General features: G+C 59.3%; 16 protein-coding genes. 5 read left to right on the top strand and 11 right to left on the bottom strand.

Translation table 11 applies throughout. From position 1 onward, the window contains the following. Positions 1–4 precede the first annotated feature (4 nt). The 5 genes from HB631_RS16170 (at position 5) to HB631_RS16190 (ending at position 13,169) form a co-directional block, all read left to right on the top strand. Complete coding sequence (locus HB631_RS16170) at positions 5–3,523, top strand: non-ribosomal peptide synthetase (protein ID WP_213992197.1); 3,519 nt, start codon at positions 5–7, stop codon at positions 3,521–3,523. Positions 3,524–3,536: 13 nt separating this feature from the next. After that, on the top strand, positions 3,537–7,709 hold the full coding sequence (locus HB631_RS16175) for an SDR family NAD(P)-dependent oxidoreductase (protein WP_213992198.1): 4,173 nt from the start codon (positions 3,537–3,539) through the stop codon (positions 7,707–7,709). Further along, positions 7,706–9,433: a polyketide synthase gene (locus HB631_RS16180; protein WP_213992199.1), complete on the top strand. Its 1,728-nt coding sequence runs from the start codon at positions 7,706–7,708 to the stop codon at positions 9,431–9,433. Before HB631_RS16175 ends, HB631_RS16180 begins: the two co-directional genes overlap by 4 nt. 32 nt (positions 9,434–9,465) lie before the next feature. Beyond that, a complete protein-coding gene (locus HB631_RS16185) occupies positions 9,466–11,418 on the top strand; it encodes an aminotransferase class III-fold pyridoxal phosphate-dependent enzyme (protein WP_213992200.1) in 1,953 nt (650 codons plus the stop codon). Between the two features lie 242 nt (positions 11,419–11,660). Next, positions 11,661–13,169 carry an MFS transporter gene (locus HB631_RS16190; RefSeq protein WP_213992201.1) on the top strand — a complete coding sequence of 503 codons (1,509 nt, stop codon included), beginning with the start codon at positions 11,661–11,663 and terminating at the stop codon, positions 13,167–13,169. 38 nt (positions 13,170–13,207) lie between these two features. Here the strand turns inward: HB631_RS16190 and HB631_RS16195 are convergent, their stop codons facing one another. The 11 genes from HB631_RS16195 to HB631_RS16245 form a co-directional block, all read right to left on the bottom strand. Continuing rightward, the gene (locus HB631_RS16195; RefSeq protein ID WP_213992202.1) at positions 13,208–13,972 is read right to left on the bottom strand and encodes a creatininase family protein; all 765 of its coding nucleotides are present in this window, start codon (positions 13,970–13,972) and stop codon (positions 13,208–13,210) included. A gap of 1 nt (position 13,973) precedes the next feature. Continuing rightward, positions 13,974–14,858, bottom strand: a complete 885-nt coding sequence (locus tag HB631_RS16200) for a dihydroorotate dehydrogenase (RefSeq protein ID WP_213992203.1) — start codon at positions 14,856–14,858, stop codon at positions 13,974–13,976. A gap of 101 nt (positions 14,859–14,959) precedes the next feature. Further along, positions 14,960–15,700, bottom strand: coding sequence for an alpha/beta fold hydrolase (locus HB631_RS16205; protein WP_213992204.1), 741 nt, complete (start codon positions 15,698–15,700; stop codon positions 14,960–14,962). Further along, positions 15,663–16,208, bottom strand: coding sequence for a DUF1062 domain-containing protein (locus HB631_RS16210; protein ID WP_345945716.1), 546 nt, complete (start codon positions 16,206–16,208; stop codon positions 15,663–15,665). Before HB631_RS16210 ends, HB631_RS16205 begins: the two co-directional genes overlap by 38 nt. Positions 16,209–16,833: 625 nt before the next feature. Beyond that, positions 16,834–17,364 (bottom strand): flavodoxin, encoded by a 531-nt coding sequence (locus HB631_RS16215; RefSeq protein ID WP_213992205.1) that lies wholly within the window; start codon positions 17,362–17,364, stop codon positions 16,834–16,836. A 116-nt stretch (positions 17,365–17,480) separates the two neighbouring features. Continuing rightward, positions 17,481–17,741: an RnfH family protein gene (locus tag HB631_RS16220; RefSeq protein WP_213992206.1), complete on the bottom strand. Its 261-nt coding sequence runs from the start codon at positions 17,739–17,741 to the stop codon at positions 17,481–17,483. Beyond that, positions 17,741–18,508 carry an electron transport complex subunit E gene (locus tag HB631_RS16225; RefSeq protein WP_255557052.1) on the bottom strand — a complete coding sequence of 256 codons (768 nt, stop codon included), beginning with the start codon at positions 18,506–18,508 and terminating at the stop codon, positions 17,741–17,743. Before HB631_RS16225 ends, HB631_RS16220 begins: the two co-directional genes overlap by 1 nt. After that, positions 18,505–19,146, bottom strand: a complete 642-nt coding sequence (gene rsxG / locus HB631_RS16230; RefSeq protein ID WP_213992207.1) for an electron transport complex subunit RsxG — start codon at positions 19,144–19,146, stop codon at positions 18,505–18,507. The genes HB631_RS16225 and rsxG overlap by 4 nt, the downstream gene beginning before the upstream one ends. A gap of 70 nt (positions 19,147–19,216) precedes the next feature. Beyond that, positions 19,217–20,194 carry an RnfABCDGE type electron transport complex subunit D gene (locus HB631_RS16235; RefSeq protein WP_213992208.1) on the bottom strand — a complete coding sequence of 326 codons (978 nt, stop codon included), beginning with the start codon at positions 20,192–20,194 and terminating at the stop codon, positions 19,217–19,219. Then, positions 20,188–21,636: an electron transport complex subunit RsxC gene (gene rsxC / locus HB631_RS16240; RefSeq protein ID WP_213992209.1), complete on the bottom strand. Its 1,449-nt coding sequence runs from the start codon at positions 21,634–21,636 to the stop codon at positions 20,188–20,190. The genes HB631_RS16235 and rsxC overlap by 7 nt, the downstream gene beginning before the upstream one ends. Beyond that, positions 21,629–22,174, bottom strand: a complete 546-nt coding sequence (locus HB631_RS16245; RefSeq protein WP_213992210.1) for an RnfABCDGE type electron transport complex subunit B — start codon at positions 22,172–22,174, stop codon at positions 21,629–21,631. Before HB631_RS16245 ends, rsxC begins: the two co-directional genes overlap by 8 nt.

Genomic DNA, 22,174 nt, shown 5'->3' on the forward strand with positions numbered 1-22,174 from the left:
ACTCATGACAGAACGTCACTTTACTCAAAAACAGCCGGGAGCGGTTAACGCAAAATACAGCGGTGCCCCCCCTGAATGTGAGCCTGCTCTCCGGGAACGCTTTTTAGGCGAATACCCTATCAGTGAGCAGCAGAGATCGTTATGGTTTCTTTCCCGCCTCGCGCCGGACGACGCCTCCTACAATATCGGCCTTGCCTGCCGTTCGACGGGGGAGCTGGATTTTGCCGCCCTGCGCGACGCCATGCAGCGTCTGGCGGGCAGGCATGAGGTGTTGCGCTGCGCCTTTGCCGATGAGGCAGGGGTGCCCAAAGTGATTATCAAAGACGATCTGCGCCCGGCAGTGGATTTTTTCGATCTGCGCGAACGGACGGCGGACCTACGGGATGAGGCTGTCCACGGTTATCATCAAAAACCCTTTGATCTTGTTCGGGGCCCTTGCATCCGGCTGGGCCTGTTTCAATGCGACGAACGTGAATATCTTTGGCTGCTGGGCATTCATCACATTATTGCCGACTTCACCACCCTGGCTCTGGTCATGGACGAACTGGAGGCCTTATATATCGCCGAGACCGGGGGAGATGCCGATACCGCTGTCCCGGAGGGGCGTACCTTTGAAAACTTTATCACCGAAGAACGACGCTATCTTAACGGCGGCGGCTCATCGGCCGCCAAAAAATTCTGGTCTGATCTTTTGGCCTGTCCGCCGCCGCCCCTCCAATGGCAAGGGGTGCAGGATGGCGGAGCGCGGGGAGGAGTCTCGGTATTTTTCACGCTGCCCGGCGAACTTAGCCGGCGGCTCACATTATGTTCACAAGAGTACGGCGTATCGCTATTTGCCCTGATGCTGGCGGCATGGGCGGTTTTTGTCGGGCAACGCACCCTTTCGACGGATATGGTCATCGGCGTACCGGTTTCACGGCGCGACGGTGATTTCCAGCAGACTCTCGGCTGCTTCTTTAATATGCTGCCGCTGCGGCTGTCTATCGCGACCGCCACCTTCAAGTCGCTAACCGCCCAGGTACGCAAGGCATTAGGCGCGGCCTTGGAACATCGTCATTATCCGTTTGGCAAAATCATCGAGGATCTGCGGATTCCCCGCGATCCGCATCGAAATCCGCTGCTGCAAACCACGGTCAATATGCCCGGTTCGACCCAGATGCCCCGGAGCGGCGGTTTGATGCTGGGGGATGACGCGCTGAGCGTCACCTGGGGGAATCTGACGATGCGACCGTACCCTTTACGCCAACAGGAAGGGCAGGTGGATTTGGCGCTGGAATTCGCCGAAGGCCCGTCGGGACTGACCGGCGTTATCAAAGGCCGTAGCGCACTGTTTTCCCGGTCAGATCTTGAGCGGGCGGGGCAGGATTACCTCACGACGGTTCAGCGGCTTATCACCGCCCCGGATGATAATGTGATTGTCGAAGAAGATCCCACTGCTGAAAGCCAGCGGGTTTTTGACGCGATCAATCCTCGGCAATGGGTCGCCCGCGCTGAAGACGACATCGTCAGCCGCGTCGGCCGCTGGGCGCGGGATCAGGGCGATACCGTCGCTGTCACTGATTCTTCAGGGAGCACGACCTATGGGCAGCTGTGGCGGGCATCCATGGCCATAACGCGCCGGCTTGCCCGCTCCGGCGTCGGACCCGGCCATCGTGTCGGCCTGGGCATGGCCCCGGGAGCCGAAGCGCTGGCCGCCATGCTTGCCATTATGCGTACCGGCGCCGCCTACCTGCCCCTGGAACCCATGAACCCCCCGGCGAGAATTCAGGAAATGGCCCGCACCGCCGGTGTACGTGTAATAGCGATCGCCGGTCAGCAACACCGGGCGGCGTTCGCCGGACTTTCCTGCGAAGTGCTGGATATCCAAGAAAAGCCTTCCGCGCCGGACGCCGACCCGGTACCGGCTCATGCCCCGGACTCGGCGGCGCGAGACGACCGAGGACTGACTCAAGACCCGGAGCCGGCGGCGCGAGACGATGAAGGACTGACTCATGAAACGGCTCCGGCGGCACGTGACGAGGCTCATGCCCCGGAGCCGGCAATGGCGGTTGGTGAGGCGCCGAATCGCGCCGCGCCGGGCTTGACGGCCTATACCCTGTTTACGTCGGGATCCACCGGCAGCCCCAAGGGAATAGACGTGCTGCACCGGAATGTCACCGCCTTTCTCGATGCCATGGCGGAAGAGATTTTCTTACCCGCCGGGCAAAAGTGGACCTGGTTTCATGCCCCCAGCTTCGATCTGTCGGTTTGGGAAATCTGGGGCTGTCTGTGTTCCGGCGGCGAACTTATCGTTATATCCCCCGAACTGAGATCCCGTCCCGATGCGCTATTGACGTTTATCCAGCGGTCAAAAGCGCAGATTGTATCCCTGACGCCTTCGGGCCTGCGAGGTTTACTGCCCGAGGTACTCAGGCGGAAAATCGCGCTGCCGGTGCGTCATTTTATGATTTCCGGCGAAGCGTTGCCCGGCAGGATTGCTCGCCTTTTCCTTACCGGCGAGACAAAAATGTGGAACCTCTACGGCCCGTCGGAAACCACGGTGTTCGCCATGATTGAACAGGTCACCGCGGATTTGACCCGCTACGATACCGTGCCCCTCGGCCGACCCCTGCGTTTTGCCACGGTGGCGGTATTGGATGAGCGACTCCGGCCGGTGCCCGTGGGTGAGTCCGGGGAAATCTGTATCGGCGGTCTGGGTGTCAGCCCGGGATATGTCGGACTGCCTGAATTGACCGCTGAACGCTTTGTCATCGATCCTTTCGCCGCCGGAAGCGCCAGAATGTACCGCAGCGGCGATCGCGGCGTTTGGGACGGGCAGCGGCTTCATTATCTGGGCCGCATGGACCAGCAGATCAAACTTAATGGCTATCGAATTGAAATCGGCGAGATAGAAAACGCTCTCGGCGGCTACCCGGCGGTGACAGAGGCGGCGGTGCTGCTTGAAGAGGCTGCCGGCGGCGGTCAGTTGACCGCCGTCATGGTGCTTGACTCACCCTTCACCCAGGTAATGGAGCGGGATTTGCGCCGGTTCCTCGCCGGCCGGCTGCCGTTCTATATGTTGCCGGGGCGACTTCTGCGGGCGGAATCACTTCCCCGTAACGGCCATAATAAACTTGACCGAAAAAAACTGCATGAAGAGGTGGCCCAAGGCCATTTTAACGTCTCGGCGGCGGACGACGCCGGGACGGCAGGGGACGACATGCCGCTGCTGTCCGCTCTGCAGGACATATGGTGCGCGGTGTTGGGCCGCGGGGCGGTGGGCATTGACGATGTTTTTTTCGATATCGGCGGCAATTCGCTGACATTGATGCAGGTCTTTTCACGGCTCGTGATCCTGCCGGAATGCAGCACCCTGACCCCGGCCGATCTTTTCCGTTTCCCCACCATCAGATCCTTGGCCGCGCAACGGGCCACGGCGCCCGTGGCGGATCGGAGCGTCGGCCGGGACGCCGCACACCCGGGACCGGCGTCGCTGGATGCCATGGCGGCGCGGCGCAAAAGGGCACGGGACAACCCATTTTAAAGGACGACATATCATGGACGATCACGCCATTGCCATCATCGGCATGACCCTTCGGCTGCCCGGGGCGGACAGCTTGCCCTCGCTTTGGTCAAATCTTGCCGGCGGACGGGTATCTATCCGGCATTTTCAGCGGGAACATTGCGCCGCGCGGGGCATAGAAAGCCCGCTGTTTGACCATCCACGCTACGTTTTCGCCGACGCCGCGCTGCCGGATATCGACCTGTTCGACGCGGATTTTTTCGCCTTCAGCCAACGTGAGGCGGAGTTGCTCGATCCCCAGCAGCGGATTTTGCTGGAGTGCGCTTGGGAGCTACTGGAGACCGCCGGTTATGGCAATCCGCTCCGGCGTCCGCGCATCGGCGTTTATGCCGGCGCGTCCATGAACACCTACCTGCCGAATGTCATCGGGTCCCGCTGTGATTTGATGTCTCTGGCGGGCACGGAAATAATGCTCACCAACGACAAAGATTACCTGTGCGGCAGGATTTCCTACAAACTCGGTCTCACCGGTCCCAGCGTGACCGTGCAAACCGGCTGTTCCACGGCGTTGAGCAGCATTCACTGTGCGGTGCAAAGCCTGTTGGGCGGCGAGTGCGACATGGCATTGGCGGGCGGCGTCTCGGTACAGGCGGTGCTGCGGCCCGGTTACCTGTACGAACCCAACCTGATGTTCTCGCCGGACGGCATGTGCCGCCCCTTTGATCACGCCGCTTCGGGTACCGTCTTCGGCGATGGCGCCGGCCTGGTGGCGCTGCGGCCCTTAGGCGATGCGAAGGCCGCCGGCGACACTATTCTGGCGGTGATCCTCGGTTCGGCGATGAACAACGAAGGTGACGGCCGGCTCGGTTTCACTGCTCCCGGGGTTTACGGTCAGAGCCGGTTAATCGCGGAAGCCCAGGGAGTCGCGGGGGTTGGCCCGGAGGATATCGGCATGATTGAAGCGCACGGCACCGGCACCGCGTTAGGCGATCCGGTGGAATTTGCCGCGCTGCGGGAGGTATTTCGCACTATCGGGCGTCGGGCGGAACGCTGCGCGCTGGGTTCGATTAAAGCCAATGTCGGGCATTTGGCGGCGGCGGCGGGCATTGCCGGACTGGCCAAGGTGGTCCTGGCGCTGAAACAGGCCATCGTCCCGCCGCACCCGACCTTCAGCCGTGCCCATCCCTCCCTCGGACTGGAGGAGAGTCCTTTTATCATCAACCGGAAGGCCGAGCCATGGCCCCTGAGCGGGACGCGGCGCGCCGGCATCAGCTCCTTCGGCGCCGGGGGCACCAATGTCCATATAGTGCTCGCCGAGGGGCCGCCCGCCGTGGCTAAACGCGCCGGCGCCGGGCTGCGGGCCATCCCGCTCAGCGGCAGCGATCCCGACAGGCTGAAAGAACTCGCCGCCGACATGGCCAGGCATCTCGTTGAGCAGCCGGATATCAGTCTGGACGACATTTACGTTACACTGTCACATGGACGGCGGATTGAGGCCTGTAAAACGCTGCTGTATGCCCATGACCGGAGCGAATTGATCGCGCAGCTCAACGAGGGCGCTTTTGAAATCGCAACGGACGTCGCGGCTCCGCGCCTGATCTTCATCATCGGCGGCGATGTATCTTATGTCACCGCGGCCAATCATCCGGTTTTCAATCGGGAATTGACGGCCCTGCTTGAGCGGTTGAATGAACACCACCCGGCGCTTATCACCCGGCAGGACGTGTTGGACAAGGGTAACGCCGAGGGTGAGCCCTGGGGCCTGGCGCAGGCGTTGGGCAGCCTGGCTTACCTGCTGATGTGGCGGTATGTGATTGCCACGCCGTTGCTTATACTCGCCCAAGAGGATAGCGACGTCAGAGCGGGCGGGATGTTTTCCGTCGCCGATATGGTCCGGGCCATTGCCGGTTCGCCGCCTGGAACGACTGCCCAACCCCGTCATCCGTTGCCGCCAATGACGGATTTGCACTCTTTCATCGGGGATTATTTGACGCAATCGGCCTTCGGGTCCGACAGGGGAACATCCCACCAGGCCGGTTTTTTTTCGCCACGGCTGATCAACGAAGGCGATCGGGTGTTCATCCCGGCGCACCGGGGAGAATTTTCCACGCTGGCCCTGACGCTCTGCCGGGATCGGGGGGCGGAGGCCGTCCACGGCCCCTCGGCCAGCGATATGCCGGCCATGCTGCGCTGTGCGGGCGCCCTGTGGCGCAGGGGTGTGAATATCAACTGGCATAACCTTTGCCATTATCCCGATGCCGGGCGTGTACCTCTGCCGGTCCAGCCGTTACGGCGTCACCGGTGCTGGTATCAACCGGAGCCGGATGAAAAAAACGTTCTTTTCCGCCCCGCGACGTCTGTTGCCGAAGCGTTTTCCCCCTTGGCCACAGACGACCGGCCGCGCCTGTATGTGGAAAGATGGCGTCGCACCGGGCGTTGCGCCGCACAGACCGGTATCAGCGGCCCGTGCCGAAGGCTGATGATAGCCGACCCGGCCTGCCGGTTTGCTTCCCCGCTGATGGATGCGCTGAAAAACCGGGGCGGGCATATCACCAGGGCAACATTGGGCCCCGCTGCGGTTACGGGTCCCGACGAATTCCGCGTGGACCCTCATGACCCTCTGGCCGCCGACCGGCTGGCCGACGTTCTGCTCAAAAATAATCTGATGCCCGATCACCTGTTACTGCTGTTTGGCGACGTCGGGACGGGGGAGGTGACCGACGCGTCGCCCGATGTCGTTTACGTTTTGCTGGAACTGGCCAAAGCGTTTTCACAACACCGCCGGACGCCGCTGCACATCGACATCATCGGTCCGGGTTTTGCCGATGCGCCGGGGAGCGGAATCCTTTGCCCGGAACGCGCCGCCGCCTGGGCGGCATGCCGGTCTCTGATGCAGGAAATCCCGCATATTGTATGCTGCTGCATTGATGTGCGTGAACAACCAGACCACCTTGATGTGCGGGACGTCATGGCGGAATTAACCGGCGCACATCGTCCCTCCATCGTCGCCTTGCGTCACGGCTGGCGATGGGAACGTTATGCCGAGACGCTTCAAAGCGCCGCCGCGCCGACGGACTGGCAAAATCTCACCTGCCTGGTTACCGGCGGACTGGGGCGGGTGGGGTATCAGCTGGCGCGTTTTCTGGCGGTTAATTATCACGCCAAACTGCTTGTCCTTACCCGCACGCCGTTGCACAGGCTGCCGGAGAACGATCGGCGTCAGGAACGGCTGCGGGAACTGAGGTCCGTTGCGCCGGCGGTGGAGGTCATCCACGGGGATATTGCGGATGTCGGGCAGGTTGCCGAGGCCGTCGAACGGGCGGAACAACGGATCGGCCGAATAAACTGCTTTATCCATGCCGCCGGCGTTTCCGGCCCGGCCACGCTGCATTGGGTGCAAAAGTCCACCCGGGAGCAGTGGCAAGGGCTGATGCGGCCGAGTTTTATCGGCGCGTCGGTACTCCATGCCCTATTGGGCCGCCGTCCGCTCAGGTTCGGCTGTTTTACCTCGTCGCTGGCGGCCTATGCCGGCGGATTGGGACTGGCGGCCTACGCGGCGGCTAACGAAGCCTGCGCTTCTTTTGCCCTGCGTCACGGACGCCGGCATCCCTACCTGTGCATCGATTGGGCGGGGTGGCGGGGGTGGGATACCGGCGGCAGCTTAAAATACAGCGCCTCCCGCGACCTTCCGTTAACCGCCCCTGAAGCCGCCGCCGCCTTCGGCCTCTGCCTGGGCAATATGCATCAGGGCCGGTTGGCTGTTTCCATCAGTCCGCCAATCGGGTTTAAGGACTACAGCGCCCCCCCGCAGGGGCCGGAGCAGGCCCCAGCGGGCGCAAGCGGTGATTCTTCTATCGGCGCGGGTGATGTTAACTGTTCTTCTGCCGCCGCGTTGGCTGATGCCAACGGATCTTTTTCCATCGGCCCGGCTGACGTCACCGAAGCCCTGATAGTGATTTGGCGCGACCTGCTGCACTGCGAGGTGGATAACAATGCGAACTTTTTTGATTTGGGCGGCGATTCCCTGGTGGGCGCCGAGCTGGTGCACCGGATAAACGCGCATTTCAACATCATGCTCACCATGGTCGATCTGTTTGAGGCCGCCGCGGTGGAATCCCTGACGCCGAAAATTGTCCGGGCTTTAGCGGCGGCGCTGCCGGCGCGGGAGGCCGGGCGGAGCGAAACCGGCAAAGGAGACGGGGCATGACAGGGGGCAATGATCATTATCTCACCCGTGGCGATATCGCCGTCACCGCCGTCGCCGGGCGTTTTCCCGAGTCTCCTTCGCCTTTGGCGCTTTGGCGGTCATTATTGGCCGGAGGGGAGCTTATCCGCGATTATCCGGCCCGCCGCCTGCCCGACGGGAGGTTGTTTTCCCCTGCCGCCGGGGAGTGTTATGTGCCCCGCGGCGCGTTTCTTGACGATACGGATGCGTTTGATTACGGATTTTTTCATATCACCCCCAGGGAGGCGGTGCGGATGGATCCGCAGCAGCGCATTTTTCTGGAAGTGTGCCATGCGGCGCTTGAATCGGGGGGGTATGGCCGTGGCAGCGACGCGGGCATCGCCTCGGTGTTCGCCGGTAGCCGTAAAAGCGGCTGGGAACCCTATTTGCCCGCCGCTGCCGACGCCACCGATGCCATGCTGGCGCTGGGAGGCAATTGTCCGGATGCATTAGCATCGCGCACCGCCTACAAGTTGAACTGCACAGGTCCGGCGGTCAGCGTCGCGACGTTCTGTTCCGGATCGCTGGTGGCGGTTCATCTGGCCTGCCAAAGCCTGCTGGCTGGCGAAAGCGACCTCGCCATCGCCGGCGGAGCCTGTATCCGTTTTCCTTCCCACCAGGGGTATGTTTATCATCGCGGCGGTATTTTATCCGTCAGCGGACGGGTCCGCGCTTTCGATCAAACCGCGGACGGCACGCTGTTCGCCGATAGCGTGGCCGTCATCGTGCTGCGCCGCCTGGAGGACGCCCAAGGCGCCGGTGAGCCGATATTGGCGGTAATCAAAGGCTCGGCGGTGAACAATGACGGCGCGCGGCGGGCCGGGTACAGCGCGCCGGCGGTGGACGGGCAAGCGTCGGTCATCCAGCGTGCGTGGGATCGCGCGGGCATCACGGCCGATAGGATCGGCATGATTGAAGCCCACGGTACCGGCACCGCCATCGGCGATGCTATCGAACTCAGGTCGCTGCTTCGGGTTTTCGCTCCCGCGGCGGCCCGTGCCTGCGCGCTAGGTTCCCTTAAAACCAACCTGGGCCACGCCGATTGCGCCTCCGGCATAACCGGGCTGATTAAGGTCATTCTGGCGGTCCAACAGGGTATTATTCCGCCGACGCTGAATTGTTCCCGGCCGGTGGACGGATTGACCGGTGCGCACTCGCCTTTTTACCTGCCTCGCGCAGCGTGTCAGTGGGATGCTGCCGACGCGCCCCGGATTGCCGGCGTCAGCTCATTCGGTATCGGCGGCACCAACGCCCATGTGGTGGTGGCTCAACCCCCGGCCTATGCGGCGGGCGATGCCGGCAAAGAACCTGTTCATCTTTTTCCCCTCAGTGCCCGCGGTCCCGGGACATTACGGCTCCTGGCCGAAAATTTGCGTACATACCTGCTCGCCCACCCCCGATCGTCCGCCGATGATGTGGCCTACACCCTTCAGCGCGGCAGATATGCTCTTCCGGTGCGGCGCATAGTCCTCGCCCGGGACGTGCCGGGGCTCCTTTGCGGATTAACGCAGGCGGGGGCGGTGATTGTGGCCAGTGACGGCCCCGTTGATGAAGCTTATCTGGATATGGCCACCGCCTGGCAGCGGGGACGGGAGGCGGACTGGTCGCGTTTTTATACCGGCGAGCGGCGCCTTCGGCTGCCTCTTCCCACCTATCCGTTTGACCGCGGCCGGCTTGGCGGCGACATGAACGGACCGGCTGTATAAGCCTTTGAACGAGTTAAATATAAGGAGTCTCTATGGAAAGCGTAATCTCCATTGAACGGGAACTGGTCAACCTCTTTGCCGCCGCGTTCGGCCTGACCAAAGATGAATTGGATACCGCCACGCCGCTGGTGGAAATGGGCGCGGATTCCCTGCTGCTGTTCGACGTTGCCGACGCTGTGCGGCGGCGTTACGGCGTACGGCTGACGGTCAGGCAATTCTTCGCCGATATCCCCACCATCGGCCGGGTGGCCGAGTACATCTCCCGGGCCGGCGCCGTACCTGGGTGCGATAATGACGAAGCGGCTGTGGAAATGAATGCCGGGGCTGATGCGGAGCCACCCTCTGAATCCGGCGCGTGCTCCCCTCATCTTGCAGCTTTACCCCCTGAAACAGGGTTACCTCCCGCAGATGATGCGGTAATACCATATAACGTCGGTATGCGCTCCATTGATGCTGCCGATTCGGCTGCCGGCACGGTGAGCTATTTCTCTCCCGAGGTGATTTTGCCGGTTCATGGGAGAGCTCATGCTCCAGGCACGATGTCATCGCCACAAAATTTTTCCGCCGGTTCCGAGGCTACCGTGCCCTTCCGCTGGCTGTCGCGCACTCCGCCGCCGTCCGAGACCGCGGCCCGGCGGGACTATCTAGCGGGCTTTATTCCGCGCTATACCGGCAAAACTTCCCGATCCAGGCAGCACGCCGCCGCTGTTCGCCGCATCATGGCCGACAGCCGTTCAGGTATCGGGTTTAAACCCTCGGTCAAAGAGATGCTTTACCCCCTGGTGTGCGACACCTTCGGCGGCGCGGAGGTAGGGGATATCGACGGTAATGGCTATGTCGACATGACCATGGGTTTTGGCGCGCACCTGTTCGGCCATCAGCCGGATTTTATCATCAGCGCCCTGCAAGAACGCCTGACGCACTCCTTTGGATTGGGAACCCGCAGCGAAACGGCACTCACCGTCGCTGGATTGATTACCGAACTCACCGGAATGGATCGGGTGGCCTTCGTCAACAGCGGCACCGAAGCCGTGATGAACGCCGTTCGCGCCGCCAGGGCTTATACCCGACGGGATCATCTGGTTATCTTTACCACCAGTTATCACGGCCATTGGGACGCTGTGCTGGCGACCCCTGGCGACTTTCCCTGCGCCTATGGCGCGCACGCGCTCTCGGTGGGGATACCCCAGAATATGGTGGCCGATGTGTCGGTACTGGCGTTTGGCAGCGAAGCCGCGCTTGAATTTATTGAAAAACACCGCCACCGCATCGCCGCGGTGATGGTGGAGCCGGTACCGACCCGCGACCCCAGGCTGGCATTGCCTGATTATCTGCGCCAGTTGAGAACGATAACGGCCAGTCACGGGATTGTGTTGATTTTCGATGAGATCGTGACGGGATTCCGGGTGCATCCCGCCGGTATTCAGGGGTTGTACGGCATCAAGGCGGATATCGTCACCTACGGCAAAACCATCGGCGGGGGCATGCCGCTCGGCGTCATTGCCGGCCGGGGTAATACCCTTGATGCCATTGACGGCGGCGTCTGGTCTTTTGGCGACGACAGCTACCCGGCGACGGAAGCGACCTTCTTCGGCGGCACCTATTTCCAGCATCCCCTCTCGATGGCGGCGGCCCAAGCCACCTTAACGGCGATCAAGGGGCAGGGCGTTGAATTGTCTCAGGCGCTGGCGAAAAAAACCGACGGGCTGGTGGCGCGGCTGAATCAGCTATTTCGTGAACGCCGTGTGCCAATAACGGCGTGCTCATTCAGCTCATTTTTTCGTTTGATACATCGAGAGAACCTCGACCTGCTTTATTATAATCTTTTATTGCGAGGCATCTATATTTGGGAATGGCGCTGCTGGTTTCTCTCCGCCGCCCATGCGAACAGCCATCTGGATAGGGTGGTTAACGCCTTTCGCGCCAGTTTGGATGAACTGGCGGAATACCGGCTGTTGCCGAACATGACCGACCGGCAAGAGTGATGCGCTCTTCTGCCTAAATAGATTTCTGACTAATAATGGAATGATATATATAATACACGGAGGTTTTATCTATTAATTAATTACTTATTTTGTTCGTTGAGTATTAAATAAATATTGCTTTGTGGACTTAATACCTTATTATTTCCTCATTTTTTCGCCGTATTGGAATATGGCTGTATCCAACGCTGCCTGCAATATTCTTGCGAATGAAATTACTGTCTTTATTATATTAGGTGAATTTGATGCAATCTTCCAGAAGGTGGCTGGTACTGTCCATCGTTTCAGTCGCCTTGGTGCTTGTCACTGTGGACATGACGGTACTTTATATCGCGCTGCCGCAGCTGACTCACGATCTTGCCGCCACCGCGGCCGCCAAACTCTGGATAGTGAATATCTATCCGCTGATTGTTTCCGGCCTGCTGCTGGGCGCCGGTACGCTGGGGGACAGATTCGGTCACAAAAAACTCTTTATGCTGGGTTTGGCGGTGTTTGGCCTGGCTTCATTGACGGCGGCCTATTCCGGCTCCCCAGAACGGCTTATCGCGGCCAGGGCGCTGTTGGGAGTGGGAGCGGCCATGATGATGCCCGCCACCCTGGCCATTATCAGACTGGCCTTTCCCCAAGAGAAGGAGCGGGCGATGGCTATTGGCATCTGGTCCGCGGTGGCATCCGGCGGGGCGGCGGCGGGTCCGCTGGTGGGCGGAGCGCTGTTGGAATATTTCTGGTGGGGTTCAGTCTTCCTGATCAATGTTCCTATTGTCGTGCTGGCGCTGCTCGTGGCAGGGTGGTGTGTTCCCGCCGACTCGGCCGATGGGAGCCGGCCATGGGATCTGCCGGGATCATTGCAGGTGACGATGGCCTTACTTTCCTTGGCATACGCCATTAAAGAATTTGCCAAAGCCGCGCCTTCATACGGTTATCTCCTGGTGGCGATGGGGGCGGGCATCGGGTTGCTGGTCATCTTCATCCGCCGGCAGCGGCGTAGCCGGCATCCGCTCATCGATTTCTCTATTTTTCGCACACCGCTGTTTACGGCCGCCATCATGGCGGCGATGATTTCATCCGCCTGTTTGATGGGCATCGATCTGGTCCTCAGTCAACGGCTGCAACTGGTGATGGGATTGACCCCGCTGCAAACGGGGCTCTTCTTCCTGCCGCTCTCTTTAGCGGCGATTATCGGCAGCCTGCTGGCCGGGTGGTTATTGCCCCGATTAACCGGGCCATGGCGATTTCTTATTGTGGCGCTGTTGCTCTATAGCCTCGGCGCGGCCGGATTTCTCTTCTGCTACGATGCGCCCATAGCGAGCCAGCTGGTATGCCTGCTGCTGTTGGGTGTGGCGGTAGGGGCTACCACTACCAGCGTGTCTAATTTCATTATGCTGAACGCGCCTCCCGAGCGCGCCGGCATGGCGGCCTCACTGGAGGAAACATCTTATGAGCTGGGCGCGGCGATGGGGATCACGGTAATGGGCAGTATCATGTCGGCGGTCTACAGCGACTCGGTGGGGCCGTCCCATGGGGCGGATGTCCGCGACAGTCTGGATCTGGCGTTGATGGTGGCCGAAAGCCTGCCGCCGGACGCGGCGGCGGCAGTCAAATTGCTGGCCAGATCCGCCTTCGACCGGTCATTTTCAGCCGTCATGGGAACGGCGATGACCGTTTTGCTGGTGACCGCCGTGCTGGTCTGGCTCAGTGCCCGCGGCCGGCATCCGGATAGGGCGGAAAGCCCTTATGACGTCGAAAGCCATTGATTGGGGCCACTGAACCCGGTACAAGAACACTGAATACGCTATTCATCGTTTTGCCGATGTTCAAGCAGGGTCATCATTTGATCCATCACCAGATTAAAGAGCTGTTTGCCCAACGTCGCCGATGAACCGGTAGTCCGCGACAACACGCCCTGGGTGGACGCCGAGGCGCGATCAAGGGGGAGCCGGTAAATTCCCGCCATGGGGGGCGAGGGGTGATCCGGCCGTTCCGACCTGACCAGATCGGGATGCAAATACAGCATTAAACTGGTTTCAGTGATGCCCGCATGTTCGGCGTGCCAGCCGGGGAATTCAGGCAGATTGGCCGCTATCCAAGCATCGGGCACCAGGCTCCACCAGCTGAATGCCGTCACCGCTCTATCGCCAAGGGCGCCGTTGCCGTTGAGTTCATCGATGGCCTCGAAAATAAAGGCCTCGTTTTCGTAATGTCCGTTGATAATCACCAGGCGTTTGAACGGCAGACGGCACAGGCCGGCAAGGGTGCGTTGCAGGTAACGGGTAAAGGTGGCGCCGTCGATATATATCGTGCCGGGAAACAGCAAACCGCCGCCGCTTTGTGGCAACGAGCGTGCGGAGAAGGGCTGTACCGGCAGATAAAAGCCATCGATCATCGCTGCCAGGCGGTGGGACAACGCCTCCGGAATAAGACTATCGACGTTTAACGGCAAATGCGGACCGTGCTGTTCAATCCCGCCGATAGGCCAGATCAGGGTCTTGCCCGCCACCGCCCGTTCGATCTCCGCACTGGTCAGTTCCGCCAATGCTTTAGCCGCCACGAATTCCATATCAAATATCCTCCTCTTGACCAGGGACTGCCGGCATGGCGCCCGTTATTGATCGGTATTCATCGATAATGCGTTTTAGCGTCTTGCCGCATTTGTAATGCAATGCGGTATAAACCTGGACGGCATTGGCGCCCGCGAGAAGATAGTCCAGCACATCGCCACCGTTTTGGACACCGCCGGAGCCGAGAATGGGTAATGTGATCCCCTTTTCCCGCAGACGGTATATCGCCGCCAGGACGAAAGGTTTAATACCCGCCCCGGAATAACCGCAAGGCCCACCCAAGGCGGGCTGTCGGGTGACCCGATCAAAAGCCAGGCCGGAAAGGGTATCGCTCAGGGTAATGGCCTGTGCACCGCCGGCGACGGCGGCCTCTACCCGATTCACTAATTCATCTCCCAGAGCAAGTTTTACCGAAAATGGCGCATCGGTATGGCGGCGGACGGCATCGGCGTAACGATAAACCCGATCGGGAGTATCTTCATCGGCGGTAATATCATGGGGACAGGAAATTCCCAGTTCCAGCGGAGCGTCGGTTACCGAGGCGATTTGCCCGGCCATTGCCGCCAGCGCCGCCGGGGTCTTGGCATGCACGGAAACGATAAGGGAAAGGTTTTCCTCGGCAAAGGCCTTCAGCATGAGCAGCCATTGATCCACTGGCCGTTTTGAATAGGTGGTGTTATTCAACATGCCGGAACCGATATGATAAATATTTTCATCATGAGTATCGATGGGAGCGGGATACAGGGTTTTGGTGATTACCGCACCGGCGCCAATGTCGGCAAACTGCCGAATAAGCTTTTCACGATCCGTCAGCAGACCGGAACCCACGATAACAGGATTATTCAAGCGTAAATTCAGAAGAGATGTTGTTGTTAACTGATCCAAGTTTTATTCGCTCCCTTAGGTGATGAAACTGTTTGATACAATAGCGTATTGGAAAATAGCGTTTAAAAATGAATGAGAACGAATGTGGATTTTCAATCCCTTCAGCGGTAAATTTTATTATTACCACATGAAACAAGATCAAGGATTTGGTTAAAAAAACAGGGGTCGGGGTTTTCAATAAAAAAATGGTCTCCCGGCACGGTGACCAGATGAAAAATGTCGGTCGTCAACGCTTTCCATTGCTCCATGGAGGCTTGCGAAGCGATATTATCCCGTTGGCCGCGGAATCCGTAAATAGGAATGGGCAGTTTGTATAACTCCTCCGGCATCCAATTGAGACATAACTCAAAATCTGCCCGGATGATCGGCAGGAAGAGTGAAGCCAGTTCCGGGTGCTGTAAAATTCTCCGTGATGCGGGGTTAAACCTTGCCATAACCGCCAGAGTTTGCGCATCGCTTAATCCGTTCATGAGGGGAATAAGGGCGCGGTCTGCCGGGCAGGCCGCTGAACAAATCATCAGTGATGCCGGCTGCCGCCCGGGGACCAGGCACAGCTTCTGCGCCAGCCGAAAGGCAATCCAGCCACCCATACTCGTGCCGAGCAGAGCAAAACGGGTATTAAAAAAACCGGTCAGCTGGGACAGGATAAGATCGGTTAACTTTTCCATATCCACCATCGGCGGTCGGCCAATGTCTCTTCCCCGTCCCGGCAGCCCGGCCGGATGCAGCTTGACGCCGGGTAAAGCGCTTTGCCAGCGGCGATAAAAATCGGCGCTTGCGCCGGCATAAGGCAAACAGATGAGATTAAGCTTGGCCGGATCGGGCCGGTCCTTGAACATCATGTCCACCTCCTTGTTCCGGCAAGCAGCCGGTTTTCACGGCGGCAATCACTTCCCCCACATCCAGAGCAATCATCTGCAAGGGCTTGGCTTTGCGGTTAAGATCCCGGCTGGAAACTCCCGTTATCGTGCCGGCATCCACCAGGTTGACGATACGGCTGCGGGAGAGATTGAGCTTTTTCGCTAAAATCGCCACCAGACGTACCTGGATAGGGTATTGGAGCTGTATATCGACCTCGAGCCGCGGCGTGCCGGGAAAAGCGGTTATTTCATGGCCGTCCACATCAAAATCCGGCGGCGGTCCCAGAACATTATTGGTGCGCATCAACGCATTGTAATCAAATGCCCGGCGGCATATCTCCTCCTGGTCGTTAGCCAGGAAACGTTCATATAATGCTTGATCTATTCTGCTAATATTTACCCTGGAAACAATATCAATATTCCATGTATATTCACATATTTCGCATTTATAAATACTCCATATATCCAGGACTTTTTTTTGCGCATTCACGCGAAACGTTCCACCGGGGAAAAAATGACGTTTTAAGGCACACCGCGGACAACGTCTGATGAGTGCCTGAAATCCAATAGGCCTGACCAGCCATTGGACACATCCATGTGTCGGAATCAACCCGCACCTCGAATATAAATAACATAAACAAATCGATATTACACAACCGAATTGGCAAATACAATAAATTTAATTTTTAAGGCGGCGGTATTCAGATTCAATATTCTATTTATAGATGCTTCGGTAACGGGTTAATCTATTAATCATAAAGCCGATAAAATTAAAATAACGTTTATATTTATGTCGTTGTTCAATGACAATATATCATTAACAAAAATGACGATGGGATATTAACACTGCTGGAATTATGTCATTAATCTTCGGGAGAGCGCGCCAATGAGGTCGAAGCGGGCGTGGGTTTTTCACCCGTAAATGCCCCATGGCACGTTAGGTCCGCCAACACTGAATCTGAACCAAGCGTGTTAAAGGGAGACCGTGTTTGCTGAGGCCGGGTCGAAGCGGGCGTGGTTTTTCCGCCCGCCGGAGTAGCCGTCTTCCAAGTCAACAACTTTGACAGGGGCTCGCCCACCGCAGCCCAGGCCCGCTGCGCCCGGGCCAAACCACACTAATTTATCGCGGTCTTAAGCTGCTTTACCCAGCTCTCGACCCGCTCGGCGCTCAGATCCGACTGATTATCCTGATCCAATGCCAACCCGACAAAAACATCCTCTTCCAGCGCGGCGGACGCGGTAAAAACATACCCGTCACGCGGCCATTCACCGATAACCGTCGCGCCGGCATCCGCCACGATATCGTACAGTTCACCCATGGCGCTGACAAAATTATCCGGATACGCCTCCTGATCCCCCAGGCCGAACAGCGCCACGGTTTTACCGCTTAAATCCGCCTGCGCCAGCGTATCGGCAAACTCCGCCCATGACTCGCTCTGGCACTCCGCCTCCAGACCGGGCAATTGCCCTTCGCCCAAGGTCGGCGTCCCCAGAATAAGCACCTCATAAGCCAGTAAATCATCAATGGTCGCCCGGTTGATATTAACCGGTTCCGCCGCCTCGCCGTCAAAATGCTGGTGAATCAGCTTGGCAATCTTGCGGGTTTTACCGGTGTCGGTGCCAAAAAAAATGCCGATTTTAGCCATAATACGCTCCATAATAGGTTACTAAGCTCCCGAGATTCTCGAGCTTGCCGCTTTGCCGCAACTCGAAATCTATTGGGTATAAAAAAATAAAAAATCCGTTGTCGGTTCAGACGGCGCTAATCCGCATCGTCATCATCCTCACTGTCTTTTCTGGCGACCGGCAAATAAATCTCCACCCGATCCCCTTCGCTCACCGGCGTATCCGGCGCGCATAAACGACCGTATATTCCGGTACGGTGCGTATCGAGATCCAAATAAGGAAATAATTGCGGCAGCGGCGAGGCCAGGATGGCTTCCCGTACCGTCACCGGCCCATCAAGCTTCATTTGGATGCAGCGGCCCTGGGCGCCGTTAACGTGAGCTACGGAGAATTTCATCAATGACATCCCCCGGCGGGTTCACGGGCCAGCTCAACCGCGCTGGCGCGCTGGGTTAAACGTTTTACCAGCCGGATGCCGCTGAGCAGCATGCCCATCACCACAAATCCTCCCGGCGGCAGCAACATCAGCAAGAAGCCCCGGTAACCCGGCAATAAATGCATCTCGAGAAATTTAAAATGGCTGCCCAGCAACAGCGACGCGCCGCTGAATAACGTGCCGCTGCCGAGGATTTCCCGCACCGCGCCGACGCTGGTGAGGCCCAGGGTAAAACCCAGTCCGGTGGAGAGTCCGTCCAGCGCCGCCGGAATCACCTTGTTATGGGCGGCAAAGGCCTCGGCCCGTCCCAGCAGGGCGCAGTTGGCGACGATAAGGGGGATAAACAGCCCCATCACCTTATGCAGATCGTGCATCCAGGCGTTCATGGTCAAATCCAGAATCGTCACCAGCGAGGCGATGATGGAGATATACACCGGGATGCGAATCTGGGTGGGGGTGATTTTGCGCAGTGCCGACACGATGAAATTCGAGCAGGCCAGCACCATGGCGGTCATCAGTCCCAATCCCAGCCCGTTGGTGGCGGTGGTGGTGATGGCCATCAGCGGGCACAGGCCAAGAATTTGCACAAAGGTGACGTTATTGGTAAAAACGCCGCTGACCATAATGTCCCGCAGCAACGGCTCAGGGCTTACGCTCATGTCCGGCGACGGCGGCCGGCTGTTTTCACCCATAACGTCTTCACGTTCACTCATGGTTTTTTCACTCATTGGGCAGGCTCCTGTTTGCCAAGAAATTGCGCCCGGTACTGGCGATATTGCAGCAGGTTTTCATGTACGCCCTTGACCACCGCCCTTGGCGTAATGGTGGCGCCGGTAAAGGCATCAAATTGGCCGCCGTCTTTTTTCACATGCCACTGCTGTTCGGTGAGATTGCCAAGGGATTTGCCGTTGAAGCTCAAAATCCACGGACTGCGGCTCAACTCGATGGCATCCCCCAGCCCCGGGGTCTCTTTATGGCTGATGACCCGAACGCCGGTGATGGACCCGTCGGCGGCGATGCCGGTAAGCAACTGGATAGGTCCGCCATAACCCTGGGTGACGCTGGTGAGGATGATCCCGCTTGGCCGGCCTTGCAGGCTGGCGCGGTAAAAATGCACCGACTGGTCGCCCATGATCAGGGTCTGTTCCGCGTCCGCCAGCGCATTGTCGTAGCCCGAAGCGGGGAAAACCTGCGACAGCATGCCCTGGGTATCCTCTTTTTCACGCTGGATAATCTGCCCGTGGGTCAGCCACCAGCAGCCGGCCACCAGCAAACAGACAATCAGGGTAAAAGCCCCCAGTAAAAAGGCCTGGGTAATGGGACTTTCCCGTTTCGGTATCAATAAGGTCAACCCCCGGCTTACCATGGCAGCCTCCCGCCATAAACCTGATTCCGGGGCAGGGCCGCCCTATACAACCCGTCGTCACCCATGACATTCATGATGATTTCTCCTTTCCGCCCACGTAGCCATAGGCTTTTGGCTGGGTATAGTTGTCAATCAGCGGGGTCACCGCGTTCACCAGCAGCACGGCGAAGGCCATCCCCTCCGGAAAATTGCCGAAGGCGCGGATGCAATAGGTAATAAAGCCCGCCAGCGCGCCGAAGATCAGCCGGCCGCGTACGCTGCCGGGTCCGGTAACCGGATCGGTGAGGATATAAAACGCTCCCAGTATCAACCCGCCGCTGGTTAACTGAGCCAACGGCGGTACGATGCCGGTGGGGGAGATAAGCCAATGCAGGGTGCCGGGCACCAGGCAGCCGAGCAGCGTCGCCACCGGAATATGCCAGCTGAACACCCGCTGCCATATCAGCCACAGTCCGCCGGCCAGCAGCAGTAAAAAGGAGGTTTCCCCCAGGCTGCCGTTGCGGTTTCCCAGCAGGTTGGCCAGGAGATGCAAGTGTTGGTGGCCGCTTTCCTTAAAGCCGCCCAACAGGGTGGCGCTGGTGACCCCGTCCACTCCCAGGCGGTAAAATGCACCGTCGTAAAAGGCGGCGGGATCCACCCAGCGGGTCATTTCCACCGGGAAGGCAATCAATAACACCACCCGTGCCAGCATCGCCGGATTAAACAGGTTTTGCCCCAGCCCGCCGTAGATATGCTTGCCGAACACAATGGCGATGAAGCTGCCCAGCGCTCCCAGCCACAAGGGGGCATGAGGCGGCAGGCTCAGGGCCAGGATCAGGGCGGTTAAAATCGCCGCTCCGTCCAGCGTATGGCCCTGGGCGTTGGGGTTGAGCTTCAGACAAAGGGCTTCACATACCAACGCCGTAAGCAGGCAGCAGAAAATCAGCAGCACCGACTGGGGGCCGTACTGCAAAAACGCCAGTATCACCACCGGCAACAGGGAGATGTTCACCCGGTACATCAGCGTATCGACACTAAGACCCTGATGGGCGTGCGGGGCGGTTAGCATGAGGGATCCTCCGGTGTCGTGGCGGCCCGGCGGGAACGCCGGGCCGGTTTGGCGGCCAGCGCCGCCGCTTTTTCGGCCGCTTCTTTGGTCAGCCGCGCCTGTCGATTGGCGCTGTTTTGCCTAGTGCGTTCCAATTTTTCTTCCTGCCGTTTCAACAGCCGAAGCTGTTGTTGTCCCCAGTCAAAGAACTGGGTCAAGGGCAGCGCCGCCGGACAGACATAGGCGCATGATCCGCACAGCAGGCAGGCATTCAATCCCTGCTGCTGCGCCTTGGCGAAACCGTCGTTCTTCAGTTCCGCGAACAGGGTCAGGGGCGCCAGACTCATGGGACAGGCATCCAGACAGCGGCCGCAGCGCAGGCAGGCGCTGGGCTTGGTTTGCGGCAATTCGTCCTGGGTCAGCAGCAGCAGTCCGCTGGTGCCTTTATTAATGGGGGCATCCAGGTCGTCCACGGCGCGACCCATCATCGGCCCGCCCAGCACCATGCGGGCCGGCTGGGTTTTCAGCCCGCCGCATTGCCCGATAATCTCCTTGATCGGCGTACCGATGGGCACCAGGAGATTGCCCGGCTGCTCAATGGCCAGACCGCTGACGGTAATCACCCGGTGGGTCACCGGCTTGCCGAAGCGTACGGCATGGAAAATCGCGATGCAGGTGCCGACGTTCTGCACCAGGACGCCCATTTCCGTGGAGCGGCGATTTTGCGGGATTTGCCGGCCGGTCACCGCCTCGATCATTTGTTTGGCCGACCCGATGGGATAAAGGGACGGCAGTATCACCACTTCGATGTGATCTTCCTGCCGGCAGAGTTCGTCAAGCTTGGCGATGGCTTCGGTTTTGTTGTCTTCGATGCCGATATAAACCTGCTTGGCCTTGGTAATGGTTTGCAGATACCGGATACCGCCGATGATAAACTCCGCCTGCTCGCGCATCAGCCGATCGTCGGTGGTGAGATAGGGCTCGCACTCTCCGCCGTTAACGATCAGGGTTTCAATGGGATAACGCAGGCTCATCCTGATTTTATCGGCGGCGGGGAACATGGCGCCGCCCATGCCGACAATGCCCGCCTGTTCGATAAGCGACAGCATGGTTTCAGCCTCGCTTAATCCCTCGGCGGCGGTTAACCGGGGCGCCGGCGCCTGTTCGGCGGAGACCTTAATCTTGATACAGCCCTGATCGCCGGGGGTAACCGACGTCACGACGCCGGACAGGGCGCTGTGCACCGGCGCCGACATCCGCTCGCGTGCTTCGGCAATCAATTGACCGGCGGCCACGCTCTCGCCCTCCGCCACGATCGGCACCGCGGCGGGACCGGTATGCTGGCGTAACGGAATAATAAGCTGGCGCGGAGTCGCCAGCGGACGAATGGCGATTTCGCGGGTCAGGGATTTGTGGCTGTAAGGACGGATACCGCCATGGGGTTTCATCCGGGCGTTAAACATAAGAAGCCTCGCGGATAGTGATGCGGGGTTTGGCCGCCGTAGGCGTCAGCAGGGGATCGGCCCGCAGCTGTATCGCTTGTTGCGGACAGGCGCTGAGGCAGGCGGCGCAGCCGGTGCAATCCTCGGCGAGAATGCCGTGCTGCTGGCGGGTGGCGCCGATAATGGCATCGAAATTACATTTTTTCTGGCAGCGGCCGCAGCCGTCGCAGAACTCGGAACTGATCATGGCCACCATCGGTCCGTCGTCGTCGGCGCCGTCCAGAGGCACATCCAGCAAAGCGGCGATGCGTTTCGCCAAGGCCGCGCCCCCCGGCGTGCAGGCGCTCACCGCCGCCTCGCCGCGCACCATGGCCCCGGCCGCCTGTACGCAGCCGGGAAATCCGCACTGGCCGCACTGGCCGTTAGGCAGCAGCGCCACCACCGATTCGATGCGCGGGTCTTTGTCCACCTTGAAATAAATCGCGGCGAAACCCAGTAAATAACCGATGACCATGCCGATGGCGGGAACCGCCAGAACCGGTAATATCGCATTCATCAT

Origin of the sequence: Sodalis sp. dw_96 (assembly GCF_018449575.1) — a bacterium.
Classification (GTDB): domain Bacteria; phylum Pseudomonadota; class Gammaproteobacteria; order Enterobacterales; family Enterobacteriaceae; genus Acerihabitans.